This is a genomic window from Bradyrhizobium sp. MI1.7, from assembly GCF_055811795.1.
Map to the genome: position 1 here is coordinate 77,373 of NZ_JBVVPO010000030.1, position 14,277 is coordinate 91,649.

12 protein-coding genes and 1 pseudogene are annotated in these 14,277 nt (G+C 60.1%); 4 read left to right on the top strand and 9 right to left on the bottom strand.

What is annotated here, in order from left to right; all coding sequences use genetic code 11:
• Window positions 1–74: 74 nt before the first annotated feature.
• The 9 genes and pseudogenes from AC0L3X_RS25415 to AC0L3X_RS25455 form a co-directional block, all read right to left on the bottom strand.
• Window positions 75–788, bottom strand: coding sequence for a class II aldolase/adducin family protein (locus AC0L3X_RS25415; protein WP_063981226.1), 714 nt, complete (start codon window positions 786–788; stop codon window positions 75–77).
• Window positions 785–2,200, bottom strand: a complete 1,416-nt coding sequence (locus AC0L3X_RS25420) for an acetate and sugar kinases/Hsc70/actin family protein (protein WP_283017539.1) — start codon at window positions 2,198–2,200, stop codon at window positions 785–787. Before AC0L3X_RS25420 ends, AC0L3X_RS25415 begins: the two co-directional genes overlap by 4 nt.
• Window positions 2,201–2,206: 6 nt before the next feature.
• Window positions 2,207–3,214 (bottom strand): ABC transporter permease, encoded by a 1,008-nt coding sequence (locus AC0L3X_RS25425; RefSeq protein WP_063981228.1) that lies wholly within the window; start codon window positions 3,212–3,214, stop codon window positions 2,207–2,209.
• On the bottom strand, window positions 3,211–4,215 hold the full coding sequence (locus AC0L3X_RS25430) for an ABC transporter permease (protein ID WP_063986103.1): 1,005 nt from the start codon (window positions 4,213–4,215) through the stop codon (window positions 3,211–3,213). The genes AC0L3X_RS25425 and AC0L3X_RS25430 overlap by 4 nt, the downstream gene beginning before the upstream one ends.
• Window positions 4,208–5,692, bottom strand: coding sequence for a sugar ABC transporter ATP-binding protein (locus AC0L3X_RS25435; protein WP_063981229.1), 1,485 nt, complete (start codon window positions 5,690–5,692; stop codon window positions 4,208–4,210). Before AC0L3X_RS25435 ends, AC0L3X_RS25430 begins: the two co-directional genes overlap by 8 nt.
• Before the next feature lie 112 nt (window positions 5,693–5,804).
• Window positions 5,805–6,806 (bottom strand): autoinducer 2 ABC transporter substrate-binding protein, encoded by a 1,002-nt coding sequence (locus AC0L3X_RS25440; RefSeq protein ID WP_028150067.1) that lies wholly within the window; start codon window positions 6,804–6,806, stop codon window positions 5,805–5,807.
• 286 nt (window positions 6,807–7,092) lie between these two features.
• Window positions 7,093–7,693 (bottom strand): annotated as a pseudogene (locus tag AC0L3X_RS25445) (transposase); the annotation flags it as partial.
• A gap of 137 nt (window positions 7,694–7,830) precedes the next feature.
• On the bottom strand, window positions 7,831–8,253 hold the full coding sequence (locus AC0L3X_RS25450; protein WP_063981230.1) for an SseB family protein: 423 nt from the start codon (window positions 8,251–8,253) through the stop codon (window positions 7,831–7,833).
• 99 nt (window positions 8,254–8,352) lie between these two features.
• A complete protein-coding gene (locus AC0L3X_RS25455) occupies window positions 8,353–10,230 on the bottom strand; it encodes a sigma-54-dependent Fis family transcriptional regulator (protein WP_063986104.1) in 1,878 nt (625 codons plus the stop codon).
• A 336-nt stretch (window positions 10,231–10,566) separates the two neighbouring features.
• Between AC0L3X_RS25455 and AC0L3X_RS25460 the strand changes: the two genes are divergently transcribed.
• From AC0L3X_RS25460 to AC0L3X_RS25475, 4 genes are all read left to right on the top strand, one after another.
• Window positions 10,567–11,610 (top strand): NAD(P)-dependent alcohol dehydrogenase, encoded by a 1,044-nt coding sequence (locus AC0L3X_RS25460; protein ID WP_063981231.1) that lies wholly within the window; start codon window positions 10,567–10,569, stop codon window positions 11,608–11,610.
• A gap of 57 nt (window positions 11,611–11,667) precedes the next feature.
• Entirely contained in the window at window positions 11,668–12,039 is a 372-nt protein-coding gene (locus AC0L3X_RS25465; protein ID WP_187387930.1) for a hypothetical protein, read from the top strand.
• A complete protein-coding gene (locus AC0L3X_RS25470; RefSeq protein ID WP_283017538.1) occupies window positions 12,036–12,305 on the top strand; it encodes a hypothetical protein in 270 nt (89 codons plus the stop codon). Before AC0L3X_RS25465 ends, AC0L3X_RS25470 begins: the two co-directional genes overlap by 4 nt.
• Window positions 12,306–12,455: 150 nt before the next feature.
• Window positions 12,456–14,126, top strand: coding sequence for an aromatic/alkene/methane monooxygenase hydroxylase/oxygenase subunit alpha (locus AC0L3X_RS25475; RefSeq protein ID WP_028156528.1), 1,671 nt, complete (start codon window positions 12,456–12,458; stop codon window positions 14,124–14,126).
• Window positions 14,127–14,277: the final 151 nt, after the last annotated feature.

Below are 14,277 nucleotides of genomic sequence, written 5' to 3' on the forward strand. Positions count from 1 at the left end.
ACCAGCGGCTGGTAGAGTTGCTTGCAAGTTTCCTTAGCGAAGAGAAGACTAGCCGCGTTCAACGACACTCTGAGTCAATGTGGCGCCAGTTTCGACTGAGGCATGGCGCGTGGAACATCACCGACGTCGTCAAGATCGGGCGCCTGGCCGTAGCCCATGCGTTTCATCTGTTCGTGGACCTGTGCCATTTCGGTCTCGCTGAGGCGCGGAGGTTCGCCGATCGCCAGCGCGTGGACATACATCTTCGCCAGGGTCTCCACCTCCACGGCAAGCCAAAGCGCCTTTTCAAATGTCTGCGCCGTTATGATCAAGCCATGATGGCCGAGCAAGCAGGCATTTCGTCCTTCGAGCGCATCGACGGCATAATCCGACAGCGCTTGTGTGCCGAAGCAGGCATAAGGCGAACAACGGATATCGTTGCCACCGGCTACCGCGACCATGTAGTGGAAGCAGGGAATGCCACGCTCGTGCACGGCGAGAATGGTGCTGAAGGTGGAATGCGTATGAAGCACGACGTTTATGTCGGCCCGCGCTCGCAGAATATCGCGATGAAAACGCCATTCTGAAGAAGGGCGATGGTTGCCCTGGTAATTCGCGGCAAAATCCATCGCGACAATGTCTTCTGACCGCATGCGCTCGTAGGGCAAGCTTGTCGGTGTGATTAGCATGCCGTTTGGAATCCGGTGCGAAAGATTGCCGGAAGTCCCTTGGTTGAGACCGTTTCGGTTCATCTCCTTGCAGGTATCGACGATGCCCTGGCGGAGATCGGCATGATTGCGGTCTGTCATGATGGGTGCTCCGAAAAAGAAATCCAGGATTGATAGGCGGCGGAAAGGGTGCGTTTGCACTCATCCTCGCCGAGCGGCGTGACAGCTTCAAGCACCACGCTCGAAACCGGAATCGTACGCGAAAATCTCCGCCACAGCAGCGCCGCGCCGAGCGCCGTTCCATCCCGAGATTGGCTCACGGAGACGCTCTGCGATGGCCGCAACGCGGCCAGAGCGCGCGCGAAGGGCAGGTTGGCGGCGAAGCCACCGTCGATGACGATGTGTTTCGAGCTGCCAAGCGCATCTAGACAGCGGTTTGCGCTGAATGCGGCGTAGAGGACTGCCAACCCCTGCCATTCGGCTGGCGTCTCGGGCCGCGGTCCGATAATGCGTCCGCGGTGAGCTGCACCGGGGAACAGTCCATCATCCCCAACGAAGGAGGGGAGTGCCAGGGTTCCAAGGGCCAGTAGACTCGGCAATGCGGTGAGGACGGCTGCATCAGAAGCGTCGTGGTCTCTGCTGATCAAGTCGTATTCGCGGCCTGTCGCGATCAGCGTGGAGGGTACGTTCTCACCGTCGACATCGATATTGAGCACCATGCCGCGTGTGGCGTCGAGCTTGTCTAGCGCGAGGCCGCGCTGAAAGCCGATCATCCAGGTGCCTGTTGATAGGATCGAGGTATCGGCCATGCCGGCGGCCTTGTAGCGGAACAGGTTGGCGTTGGAATCATGCACGCCGCAGAGGATTTCGGTCGAGCGCGCCAGGCCGGTACGCTTGGCTACGGCCTCCGAAATCCTCCCTAGCACCGCACCGGCGGATGCCCGCTCCGGCAGAAGACGGTCCCAGCCGCGCTTGCGCATCAGGGAGGAAGGCTGATGGTGGAAAAGGTCCCAGATATGGCTCTGAGCCGCGAGCTGTGAAATTTCACTTGCAGCACACCCGCCGAGCCGCAAGGCGAAATACTGCGCAGTCGTAAGATAGGTTTTCGCGCGGGCGAATTCGGTGGGATATGCGCTTTCCTGCCAGAGCAATTGCTTGCCGAGCCGCATCGCGCCGCTGATACCGCAAAACACTTCATCATAGGCAGGCGCAATCCGGGCGTAGGTCTGGTCGATCTCAGGCGGCGAGACCGCATCATAGTCCATCATCGGCAGCACTGGCTCGTCACCTTCGACAAGAACGGCGCCACACCCATGCGCGGTCGCGATCACCGCGCCGATGGTGTGGCGTTGCGTCACCACGGCCAAAGTGTCGAGGAACCACTCTTCCAGCCCGGCAAGATCATAGGCGAGGTATGGTCCTGCCGTGGTCGGCACATTCGGGATCGAAAGTGCTTCGAGCGGCCAGCCGTCCTCACTCGCGACCAGCAGTTTCAGATTCGTCTTGCCAATGTCGAGAACCGCGATCCGGGGAGAGGCTTCCGATCTTGTCATCGTTGTCTACCGGGGCGCTTTGCCGCCCAGATGGGGAACCGCAGCAACGGCAATCAGGATGCCCCCCCAGATCGCCAGAGTGAGGAACTGGCTGAGATTGAGAAGGTTGAACGCCGAGGAGATCACCTGAAGGATTATCAGCGCAAGCAGCAATCCGCCGACCTTGCCAAAGCCGCCAAATGGATCGACGCCACCGAGCACTGCTGCAAGAATGGTGACGAGCAGATAGCTCTCGCCATATGCCGCGTTGGCTGAATTGAAACGTGCCAGCATGACGACCGCTGCGACACCGGCGAGCAGGCTCGAGAGGACATATAGCTTGAGCAGGACGGCGCGGGTATCGACGCCGGAGTAGCGGGTTGCCTTCTCGTTCGAGCCGATCATGTAAACCCTTGCCCCGAAGGGCGTTGCGTTTAGCATGAGCGCGACCGGCAACGCACAGAGCGCCAGCACGATCAGGGCAAAAGGCACCCCGAGAACCGTTCCATTGCCGATGAAAACAATGGGCTCCGGAAATCCGGAGATGACATTGCCGCGCGTCAGGCCGATCGCGAGTCCCTTGCAGAGTGTCATGGTGCCGAGGGTTGCGAGGATCGGCGAAACGCCGAGATAGGCGATGACAAATCCGTTGACAAGGCCGACCAGTGCCGCGACGGCAAACCCTGCCGCAATCGCCAGCACCTGTACGCCGACCCAGGCAATGCCCTGAGTGCCCGGAATGTAGTGCGTCAGCAGGAAGGCAATGGTCAGTCCAGAGAGATTAGCGGTGGCGATGATGGAAAGGTTGAGGCCTCCAGATAACAAGGCCAGCATCATCGCAAGCGAAAGGATGCCGAGCTCCGGCATCTGGAAGGCCATCGATTGCAGCGTGTTGACGGAGAAAAACCGGTCGCCGATGGTAATGGCGAACACCAACCAGAGCGCGACCAACAACAGCATCAGGGTTGCGATCGTCCCGCTGCCGGCAAAACGGATCAGGCGTCCGCGAAGGGCGAGGGTGGACTCATTTCTCATGGCCGCGCGCTCCGGGTCCGCCGTTCTCGCTGCGACCAGGCTGTTGCCGAGACCGAGATCAGAATGACCAACCCGACAAAAAATGGCGACCAGTAGGACGAAACGCCAAGCAAAATGATTCCATTCTGCAGGATGGCGAGCAGTGCCAACCCCAGAAACGTGCCGAGAACGGTGCCGACGCCGCCCATCAGGCTGGCGCCGCCGAGCACGACGGCCGCAACCACATCGAGCTCCTTGCCCACCAGCACCGTCGGAGCGACGGACTGTGCAAGCTGCGCCTGGACCAGTGAGGCGATACCGGCCATGACCCCCATGTAGCAATAGACCAGCATGTTGAGGCCGAAGACATGGAAGCCGAGTCGCTGCGCGGCATCGGTATTGCCCCCCATGGCGTAGATTTGACGACCGATATTGCTACGATTGAGCAGGAGCCAGGTGAAGAGAAATGAGAACCCGAGCGCGAGGATCTGCAGGTTGACGCCGTAGGACGTATCTTTGCCCCAATCGAACTCGAACCAGAATATCCCGGTCGCGAACCAGTCGGGTAACGAATAGATATATTTACCGCCCGTGAAGAAAATCAGCAGCCCATAGAAAATGTTCAACGTTGCGACGGACACGATGATTGATGGTATCCGAAGCTTCTGGATGAAGATCGCGTTGAGGGCGCCGAGCGCACCGCCAATGCCGATCGCGATCGCAAAAACGCAGATCCAGTTCGCGCCGTATGCGTTCGCCACCGTAAGCGTGACATATTGCGCCACCGATGCCGTCGCCGTGAAGGAGATGTCGATTCCGCCGGCGATCAGCACCACGAGCAGCCCGAGGGCGAGGATGCCTACGAATGCGTAGGAGGTCAGCAGGTCGAACAGATTCTGCATGGTCAGGAACTGGCCGTTCGCCGCGCCCAGGCTGACGCAGAGCACGAGGATCACGATCAACAGCCAGAACTCATGGCTGCGCCGAAACCTGCCAAATGAAGCAAACCGCGATTCAGGCATTGACTGCCTGCCGAAGCGCATCTTCGGAGGTGTCTGCGGCCATCACGTCAGTAGTCAAACGCCCTTCGCGCATCACCAGCACGCGATGGCTGTGATAAAGCACCTCGGGGATTTCGTCTGATATCATCAGCACTGCGACGCCCTCGCGGGCCAGCCGCCGGATGATCTCATAAATCCCATCCTTAGCGCGGATGTCGACACCGACCGTTGGGCTATCAAGGATAAGCACTCGTGGGTTGGTCGCCATCCATTTGGCGAGCACGATCCGCTGCTGATTGCCGCCGGAGAGCGTCTTGACCGGGTTGTTGGGATCAGAGACCTTGATTCCGAGTTCGGCGACCCATCGCGCAACATGGCTTTGCCGCGCGCGTGCGCCAATCAGGCCGAACGCGCCGGCGAGACGTTCCAACACAGTCAGCGTGACGTTCGACGTGATCGACTGGTCAAGGATGAGGCCAAGCGTAAGCCTGTCTTCAGATACGTAGGCGATGCCTCGACGGATCGCGTCTGCATTCGTGTTCAGCGCGATGCGGTGGCCGTCAAGCGCCATGGTGCCTCGATCGGGTGGGTTCATGCCGAACAGCGACAGTGCGAGCTCGGTTCGGCCCGATCCAAGCAATCCGGTAAGGCCCACGACTTCTCCGGCGCGTAATTGCAAGCTCACATCGTCGTAGTCACCATCGCGGCCAAGCCCCTGGACCTCGAGAACAACCGCACCCACGGCAAGGTCGGGCACCTGTTTCTGATACTCGAAAGCCTTCCCGGTCATCAGGTGACTGAGTTTGCTGCCGTTGATGGTCGCTGCGGCAAAGGTGCCTACCTTGGCGCCGTCCCGCAACACCGTCACGCGTTCGGCAATCTCAAGCACCTCGTCGAGGCGATGGCTCACGAATACGACGCAGATACCGCTTCTTTTCAGGTCGCTGACGAGCTTGATCAAGGTGTTGACCTCGTGGCGGGTCAGCGACGCCGTCGGCTCATCCATGATGAGAAGTTTGGCATCCGCCGCCAAGGCCCGGCAGATCGCGACCAGCTGGCGTCCGGCAATGCTGAGTTCGGAGACTTTTGTTTCTGGATCGACCTCAACGCCGACCTTCGCCATTGTGGCCATGGCGATGGCCCGCATAGAGGACCAGTTCACCGTGTGGACGCCGCCAAGATGGTGCGCCATGGCGATGTTCTCGACGACGGTGAGGTTGGAGAATAGCGATAGATCCTGATAGATGACCTGAATGCCGCAATGGGTGGAGTAGACCGGGCTTAGTTTTGGGTACTCCTTGCCGGAAATGACGATCCGGCCTCCTGGTTCCGGCGCCTCGACGCCGGAAATGATCTTGATCAGCGTGGACTTGCCGGATCCGTTTTCGCCGACAAGGCAATGCACCTCTCCGACCTCCAGCGTCAGATCGACGTCGCGAAGCGCATGCACGCCGCCGAAACGTTTTGATATGCCGGACATCTTCAGGAAAGTCGTCAAGGCTTCGTCCTGTAATGGGACCGCTCGTCAAGCGATCGCCTCGACGAGGATCGCATTCCCGGTCGGAAAGCCGGGAATGCAGCGCGACGAGGCGGCTGGGACCGGTGTAGTTCTAGAGTCCTCCGGCGATCAGTCCGTCGATGGTTTCTTTGTTGATCCGCATGATCTTGTCGACCTTGATCTGCTTGCCGGCCACATCGACCGCAGCCTTGCCGAGGCCGGGAACATCGACGCCATCCGTGATTGGCTTGCCATCAAGCACGAGCTTGGCAACTGCAACCATGGCGTAACCTGCATCGGTGGGATTCCACAGGAAACCTTCGCGGATGGTATCATCCGCGATGAGCGATTTCGCCTGGCTCGGCAGCACCGTGCCGACCACGGCGATCTTCTTGCCAAGGCGTTGCTGACGCACCGCATTGCCGGCCCCGATCGGCCCATTCGAGCCGAAGCCGAGAATGCCGCGCAGGTTCGGATAGGCCTTGATCACGTCAAGCGTCGTGCGCTGGCTGGTATCGATCTCGTCGGCGCCGGGGAAACGGTCGGCGACGAGCTTCATTTTCGGGAAATTCTTCTGCTGATAGGCAATCGCGGCGTCGGCCCATTTGTTGTGAAGCGGCGTCGTCAACGTCCCGACATAAACCACGTAATCGCCTTCGCCGCCCATGTCCTTGGCGAGACGCTCCATCTGCACTTCACCGAAGCGAACGGAATCGATCAATTCGACATTCCAGTCACGGCCTTCTTGTTCGGGGCCCTCATGGGTGATGACTTTGATGCCGGCCGCCTGGGCGCGCTTGAGCACCGGCTCGCACACTTTGACGTCCAGCGGCACCAAGCCGATCACGTTGACCTTTTTGGCGATCAGGTCATCGAGCAGCTTTACCTGTTGTGCCGGATCGACGTTCGCCGGTCCAACCATGGTGGCATTGATGCTGAAGTCCTTGGCGCCCTTCTGGATTCCCTTTTCAAGAGCGTTGAACCACGGAATGCCGGCGATCTTCACGACCGTGACCATTTCCTTTTGAGCCTGCGCAAAAGCAAACCCCGGAAAACCGGTACCGGCGATCGCCGCCGCACCACCAAGCATTTTGATTGTCTGGCGTCTGTCCATTGTTCCCTCCCAGGAAGCTATTTTTGGCCTCTGCTCCTTTACCCGGCACTCGCCTGGCGGAGCAGTTGGCCTTATTCTTGATTGGCGGCGAAAATTTCGCCTCCAGCCTCAGGACTTGCCTGGGGATTAGAGACCAACGCTACGAGAGGTGTCAAGCAAGCGACGTGTCAGCTAGCCCCGCCTGTGGCGATGTCCGGGCATGGCCGATTTTGTTGCAAAAGTCGGCTGTAACCGACGGATGTCTTTCGGCCATTCGGTAAGGCCGACCGGCTTTGATCCGCCGACCCTAACGCGCGAGGCGCCTCAGATTTTGAGCGATTGCAGCAAGAACAAACTCGTCCTGGGCGCCCGTGGGCCACGAAGCCGAAGCCGACCAAGCCTCAGGATGCGCTTGAAATGCGCAAACCGCATCTCGATCTTCTTGCGCTGACGTCGCGACGTCTCGAATCCCTCGGTGCCAGCGAACGACCGGGCGACGTCCCGGGCGTGCTCATGTATGTTGCGCGGGGATCCTGCGCGATGGTTCTTTTGGACAGCACTGCGGTTTAAGCGGGCATGCGTCGCAGTCGAGCTTGCTCGCACGATACAAAAGCGTTTTGCCCCCGTGCACGGTGCCGCTCGTCCCGAGCCGCTTTCCGGCCGGGGCAGTGGTAGACGTCGCCGGTCGGATCATATCGAAAGTCGCTGCGCGAGAAGGTACCGTCATCTCGCTTCGACTTGTCGAACACGGGGATATGTGGTGCGATGCCCTTCGCCTCGACCAGCCAGTTCAGCATCGGAGCAGCCCCGTAAGCGGTATCCCCGGCAAGCCGCTCCGGCTTGAGACCAAAGCGCTCCTCTGTTCATTCGATCATTGTCCTCGCCGCTCCGACCTCGGCCTGGCGAATTCCCATCCGCCCGGCTCGCCACGAGCCTTTGCGGGCACACTTCAGGAAATCAGGCAGATGGTCTAGTGAACTAATGTCGCTGCGCCGTTTTCGAAATAATTCCGCTTGGCCGACAGCATCTGGCAGGAAGTCTGCGCCTATCGCGCGGACTTAATCGGCATGTCAAAGATCTCGCCGCTCATGAGGAGAGCGATCTCGGCGGCGGGCAGTGGCTTCTGACATTCGGACAACGGATTGAGCCAGAAATTAGAGTCAGGCAACATTTCGAACAGATTGCGCGCAGCGGCGCCAAGGCACACCTCAGGCTGCTTTATATAGTCGTAGATGCGTTTCTTTGAGGTGAAGGTGGGGTGCCATCTCATGTTCTGGAAATCGACCGTTGCAACGTTGATCTCCTCCTGAAATTTGAGCGAGCGACGGCGTCCAGGTTTCATCGGCGCTTCCGGCGTCAGAATGTAGATCTCCGTCTCGAGCAACGCGCGATAGAACGCGGGAACGACGCTGGTGTCTCTTGCGGCAGCCTGCATCAGGGCTTCGAGACTGTTTTCCGGTTCAAACATGGCGACACTCCCAATTGAACCCGACGAGGGGCTGGACTTCAACGCCTCCAGTTACAGCGCAGATCGCGCGGTCGCCGCAGAGCCTTCGCCACGATTGTGCTAATCCTTGTTGCCGCGCAGGGCACGATAGATCGTATTGCGCGACACGCCCAGGCGGCGCGCGGTCTTGCTGATGTTGTTGCCCGTTTCCGCATACGCGGTCAGCACATGCGAGCGCTGAATCTCATGCAGATTGGCCTTGAGCCCACCACCCACCGCCTTGCCGGTCAAGCGCTCGCCGCCTGAATGTGCAAGTACGGACTCGACCGATGTCTCGTCGATCAGATCTCCGGGCTCGGCCAGCGACAATCGGGAAAGCACGTTGCGCAGTTCGCGGATGTTTCCATCCCAATCGAGTTCGGCCAAACGATCGATCGCCCCTGCGGTCAAATCCATCAAGGGATCGATCTTGTGGATCAAATGGCGTGCGATCTCGGCGAAATCGGAACGCTCGCGCAAAGGCGGTAACGTCACCTCCAGCGTGTTGAGACGAAACAGCAAATCGGATCGGAACCGGCCCTTCGCAATCGAGTCGTCGAGATTGGCATTGGTGGCAGACACCAGGAGAACGTCGACCTGACGTTTGGTGCCACCGACCGGCCGGACAGTCCAATCGTCCAGAAAGCGCAGCAGCACGGCCTGCAACGTCACCGGCATGTCGCCGATCTCGTCGAGGAAGAGCGTTCCGCCGTCCGCTTCCTTGAACAGTCCCGCCGCCCCGCCCTTTTTTGCTCCCGTGAAAGCGCCTTCGGCATAGCCGAACAGCTCCGCCTCGATCAGGCTGTCAGGGAGCGCTGCGCAATTTACCGGGACGAAAGCGCCGGCCCGTCCACTGGCAGTATGAGCATGGCGGGCGAGCTGCTCCTTGCCGGTGCCGGTTTCGCCACGGATCAGGATCGGCATCTTGCGGACCGCCGCGACTCCCACCCGTTGGACAACGGAAGCGATCGCCGGATCGGCGGAGACGAACTGGGTGAGGACGTCCTTGGGCGCCGACGGCCGAGGCCGCGAGATGGCTTGCATCATCGAGAACTGGCGCGCGTTCTCGATTGTTGCGACGAACTGGCTACCGACCTCGTCCTCGAGGCGCTGGCGTTCCTTGCGCCGGCCTTCATCGACAAAGGCGTTGAATTTCGTACGAAAGACGTCGGCGAAGCGACGACCCGGTGAGGCTGGCAGACCGTGCAGCAGGACGCTTGCGGCCCTGTTGGCTGCAAGGATCCTGCCCTCGTTGTCGACGGCCAGCAGGCCCGCGCTCAACGTATGCAGATACTCGCCGCGGTTATGGAAAGCGATCAGGATGTTTCCGCGGTGATGTTCACGGAACAGACCATTCTCGATCTGGGTTGCCGCCATCACGACGAGCGCCTGGGTATGCGCCTGCCTCGACATGCAGTCCGATGACGCGTCCAGTATTCCGGCCAGTTCGCCATCGGGCGCGAAGATTGGCGCCGCGATGCAAGTAAGATTGTTGTAGCGCGAGAAAAAGTGCTCGCCCCCGTGAACGACGATAGCCCGCTTGAGATACGCAGCGGTGCCGAGGCCGTTGGTACCGCAAATGGCTTCAGTCCAGATAGTGCCGGGCCGAATGCTCGCTGCGTTCGAGGCATCACTGAAGCTCGAGTCCGAGATGATGTCGAGCAGCAAGCCGTCGGCATTTGCAAAGGCGATCATGAAATTGGAGCCGGCAATCTGCTGATGCAGCGTGTGCATCTCCGCTAGCGCCAAGCCGCGAATCAGTGAACAGCGCTGCTGCTCCTGGCGCAAAACAGCGGCGCTCACTAATTCGGGCGAAGGAGGGCGCAATGTATCGAGACCAAGCGAAATGCAGCGCATCCAGCTGTCGTAGATATCGGCCGATAGAAGCTCTGCCGGCGGCGCGCCGCGCTGATCGAGCGTCATCCAAGCATTGTCCATGCGTCGGCTGGCGGTCAGCATCATAGCTCCTCCGGGAGTCGCGGCTTGGCGATTTCCTCTTGGTCGTAGCCCGGTTCGGGTCGTTCTCGCGCGTGGCGCGGTTCTCACGATCATAGATCAAACAATCAAAAATCCAAATTTCTGCTCACCCGCTGTCGCAGCCGTCGAACTGTTCCGTCTCGGAACAGTCGCTCGCAAAATCTGCTCCGAGGCGGATCGGCGCGAGCACTCCCGAGATCGCAAGAACAATAGAAAGATCAGGCCGTTGTGCGCGTGGCACAGCCCTTGCTCAACTGTTCAGCGGGATGGCGATCGCGTCAGATCGACAGAATAAGAATTTTGCCGGGGAGGCGTTTAATGAAAGCGGCGGTGCTTCATGAGTTCGACGAGAAGCTGACGGCCAAGGAGTTCGTCAAGTTCGATGACGTAACTGACCCGAAGATCTCGCGCCCGATGGACGTGATCGTGCGCATCGGTGGTGCCGGCGTCTGTCGCACCGATCTGCACATCGTTGAGGGCATTTGGCGCAGCAAGGTCGACGTCAAGCTTCCATACATCATGGGCCACGAGAACGCCGGTTGGGTCGAAGCGATCGGCCCGGGTGTCGAAGGGATCAAGGTTGGCGACAGCGTAATTTGTCATCCGCTGGTGACCAGCGGGCATTGTCTCGCGTGCCGGCGCGGCGACGACATGCATGCGCTGGACAGCTCGTTTCCCGGCATCAACGCCAATGGCGGCTATGCGCAGTATCTGCTGACGGGACTGCGCTCCCTGATCAAGCTGCCGAAGTCGCTCGCACCGAAGGATGTTGCTCCCTACACCGATGCCGGGCTGACGGCTTATCGCGCCGCGAAGAAGGCATCCCGTCATCTGTTGCCCGGCGAATATGTCGCGGTGATCGGCGCCGGTGGGCTGGGCCATATCGGCATCCAGGTTCTCGCCGCGCTCTGCGCGGCGGAAATCATCGTCGTCGATCGCGCCGAACAGTCTCTCGAACTCGCCAAGAAGTGCGGTGCACATCATGTCGTGAAGGCAGACGGCAACGAAGTCGAGGCGGTGCTGGCGCTGACCGACGGGCGCGGCGCGGAGGCCGTGATCGATTTTGTTGGCGAGGGTGACGCTATCGCCAAGGGCCTGTCGATGACAGCGAACGCCGGCTACTACTACATCGTCGGGTACGGTGGGAAGATCGATATCCCGACCATCGACATGATCACATCGGAAAAGACCATCGTCGGCAACCTGGTCGGCACATACGCCGAGCTGGTGGAGCTGATGGCGCTCGCGGATCGCGGCCTCGTCGAACTCCACACCAAGGAATACAGGCTGAGCCAGGCCAATGACGCGCTTCATGATCTGCATCATGGACGCATTCATGGCCGTGCGGTCCTGATCCCGTAGGGCATGTGCCGCGACATGCAAAGCCTCGGTCCAGATCATCGAACGAGAGTGGCGCGAGTGACAAAGGACAGCCGATGCCGGCCACCGATCACCGCCGAGGAAGCCGCTGAATTGCAGCGCGCCCGCGATCGGATGATTGCCCGGGACAGGCTGATCGACGAGATGGTCGATAACAACGAGATGCAAGTCAAGAATGAGTACGCGCGCGGCGGAGCCGAAATCGAATTCGCGTGCGCCGTGCGTAGCGCGGCGCGCGCCGACGCCGGAAGCGACGCGCATGCTGAACTGGAGCGAGCGATCGCGCGCCTGGAGATGCTCCGGGAGGAGCATCGACGCCTGGTGGCCGAGCGTGAATGGCTCGACACGTCCCTGCTGGAGATCGACAACGGTCCTTCGTCCGGCGACCACCAACGTTCGGGGCACGCATGATGAGCAGGAACAACGCAACCATGATTGCATCAAAGCAACAGGCACAAATGCCGTCTCCGCAACCGGACATGAGCGAGGAAGCCGGGTCGAAAGACGCCTTCTTCATTCAGCTGGCCGAGATCGCGGAGGCCATGATCGCCGCGCACGGCAGGGATTTCGCTACTGGTGCGTTGGTCCTCTCGGCGAAATTCGTTGCCGAAGGCAAACCTCTCATCAAACGAGCCAACGGAGGTGACGAGACCGTCAGCGCCGAGAAATCGGGCTGACGCGAAACGACGAGTCAGCAGATCAATCAATCCATTTAACGGACTTAAAGTGTGTTTTGCGGCGGAGAATTTCAACAACGCGATCCAGGGGTTTGACCCGGAACCGAAGCGAGAATGCCGAAGATAACGCAACGTTCAAAGGAGCTGGAAATGTCTGCAAGTCTGACACTGAACAAGATCACCGCGCAGAAGGGGATCAGCATCGCTGAAGCGGCCAACCGCGTCGCGGACCTTGGTTGGACGCCAAGCTACGTGCAGGAGGCGATGACGTTCCCGACCGACTACAAGATCTCGAAGACACCGCGCGACCCGATGAAGCAGGTCCTGCGGTCATACTTCCCGATGCAGGAAGAGAAAGACAACCGCGTCTATGGCGCGCTGGATGCGGCGTTGCGCGGCGACATGTTCCGCAATGTCGAGCCGCGATGGGTCGAGTGGATGAAGCTGTTCCTGGCGATCATCCCGTTCCCGGAGATCTCGGCGGCGCGTTCGATGGCGATGGTCGGGCGGTTGGCGCCCGGCGAGGAATTGCGCACCGGATTCACCATGCAGATGGTCGACGAGTTCCGGCACTCGACGATCCAGATGAACCTCAAGAAGTGGTACATGGAGAATTACATCGATCCAGCCGGGTTCGATATCACGGAAGCCGCGTTCGGCAAATGCTATGCGACCACGATCGGCCGCCAGTTCGCCGAGGGCTTCCTGACCGGTGACGCAATCACCGCGGCCAACGTCTATCTGACGGTCGTCGCGGAAACCGCCTTCACCAATACTCTGTTCGTGGCGATGCCGTCGGAAGCGGCGCGCAACGGCGACTATGCATTGCCAACCGTGTTCCTGTCGGTCCAGTCGGACGAATCCCGTCATATCGGCAACGGTCACTCGATGCTGATGGCGATGATCAACGATCCGTCGAACCACCAGCTGCTGGAGCGCGATCTGAAATACGCCTTCTGGCAGAATCACGCGATTGTCGATGCCGCGATCGGGACGTTCATCGAGTACGGCACGACCAACCGCGACAAGAACAAGGAGTCCTACGCCGAGCTCTGGCATCGCTGGATCTACGAAGACTATTACCGGACCTACATGCTGCCGCTCGAGAAGTACGGCATCAAGATCCATCACGATGACGTCGCCGCCGCCTGGGATCGGATCGTCAAGAAGAACTATGTCCACAAGACCGCGCAGTTCTTCACGGTCGGATGGTCGGTGAACTTCTGGCGGATCGAGGCCCAGACCGAGCGTGATTTCGAGTGGTTCGAGCACAAATATCCGGGTTGGTACGCCGAATTCGGCGATTTCTGGAAATGGCACGCCAAGCTCAGCGTGCCCGGCGAGACCAACATCCTCTTCAACAGCGAGGTGGGCTATTCATACCCGCATCGCTGCTGGAGCTGCATGGTCCCTTGCCTGATCCGCGAGGACTTCGTCTGCGACGAGGTCGACGGCAAGATCTACACTTACTGCTCCGAAGGTTGCCGTTGGACCCACAAGGTGGCGTTCGCCGCGGAATACGAGGGCCGCGCGACGCCGGCAATGGGCCGCTTCAGCGGTCGCCGTGAATGGGAGGACTGCTATCACGGCTGGGACGTCGCCGACGCGATCAAGGATCTCGGTTTTGTCCGGCCCGACGGCAAGACCATGATCGCGCAACCCCATCTGCGCTTCGACTCCAAGGACATGTGGACGCTCGATCACGTGCGCGGACACACGCTTGGTAGTCCGTTGCGTGGCTTCAGAGCGCTTTCGCCGATCGAGCGCGAGGTGGCGACGGCCGAATACCGTAAGGGCTTCAAGATCAATCCCTGCCACTAAGCAGATGATGAGGGGGAGGGGGGGCGGGGGGGGGGGCCCCCGGGGGGGGGCCCCCCCCCGGGGGGGGGGGGGGGGTTTAAAAAAAAACCCCCCCCCGGCGGGGGGGATTAGGGCGGGGGGGGGTGAAAATTGTGTTTTTTGAACGAGGGGT

Excerpts from the sequence above, each read along its gene's own strand:
- AC0L3X_RS25470 (WP_283017538.1), top strand. The coding sequence starts at position 12,036 with ATGATGAGCAGGAACAACGCAACCATGATTGCATCAAAGCAACAGGCA.
- AC0L3X_RS25425 (WP_063981228.1), bottom strand. The coding sequence starts at position 3,214 with ATGAGAAATGAGTCCACCCTCGCCCTTCGCGGACGCCTGATCCGTTTT.
- AC0L3X_RS25475 (WP_028156528.1), top strand. The coding sequence starts at position 12,456 with ATGTCTGCAAGTCTGACACTGAACAAGATCACCGCGCAGAAGGGGATC.
- AC0L3X_RS25440 (WP_028150067.1), bottom strand. The coding sequence starts at position 6,806 with ATGGACAGACGCCAGACAATCAAAATGCTTGGTGGTGCGGCGGCGATC.
- AC0L3X_RS25415 (WP_063981226.1), bottom strand. The coding sequence starts at position 788 with ATGACAGACCGCAATCATGCCGATCTCCGCCAGGGCATCGTCGATACC.
- AC0L3X_RS25420 (WP_283017539.1), bottom strand. The coding sequence starts at position 2,200 with ATGACAAGATCGGAAGCCTCTCCCCGGATCGCGGTTCTCGACATTGGC.
- AC0L3X_RS25455 (WP_063986104.1), bottom strand. The coding sequence starts at position 10,230 with ATGCTGACCGCCAGCCGACGCATGGACAATGCTTGGATGACGCTCGAT.
- AC0L3X_RS25430 (WP_063986103.1), bottom strand. The coding sequence starts at position 4,215 with ATGCCTGAATCGCGGTTTGCTTCATTTGGCAGGTTTCGGCGCAGCCAT.
- AC0L3X_RS25460 (WP_063981231.1), top strand. The coding sequence starts at position 10,567 with ATGAAAGCGGCGGTGCTTCATGAGTTCGACGAGAAGCTGACGGCCAAG.
- AC0L3X_RS25450 (WP_063981230.1), bottom strand. The coding sequence starts at position 8,253 with ATGTTTGAACCGGAAAACAGTCTCGAAGCCCTGATGCAGGCTGCCGCA.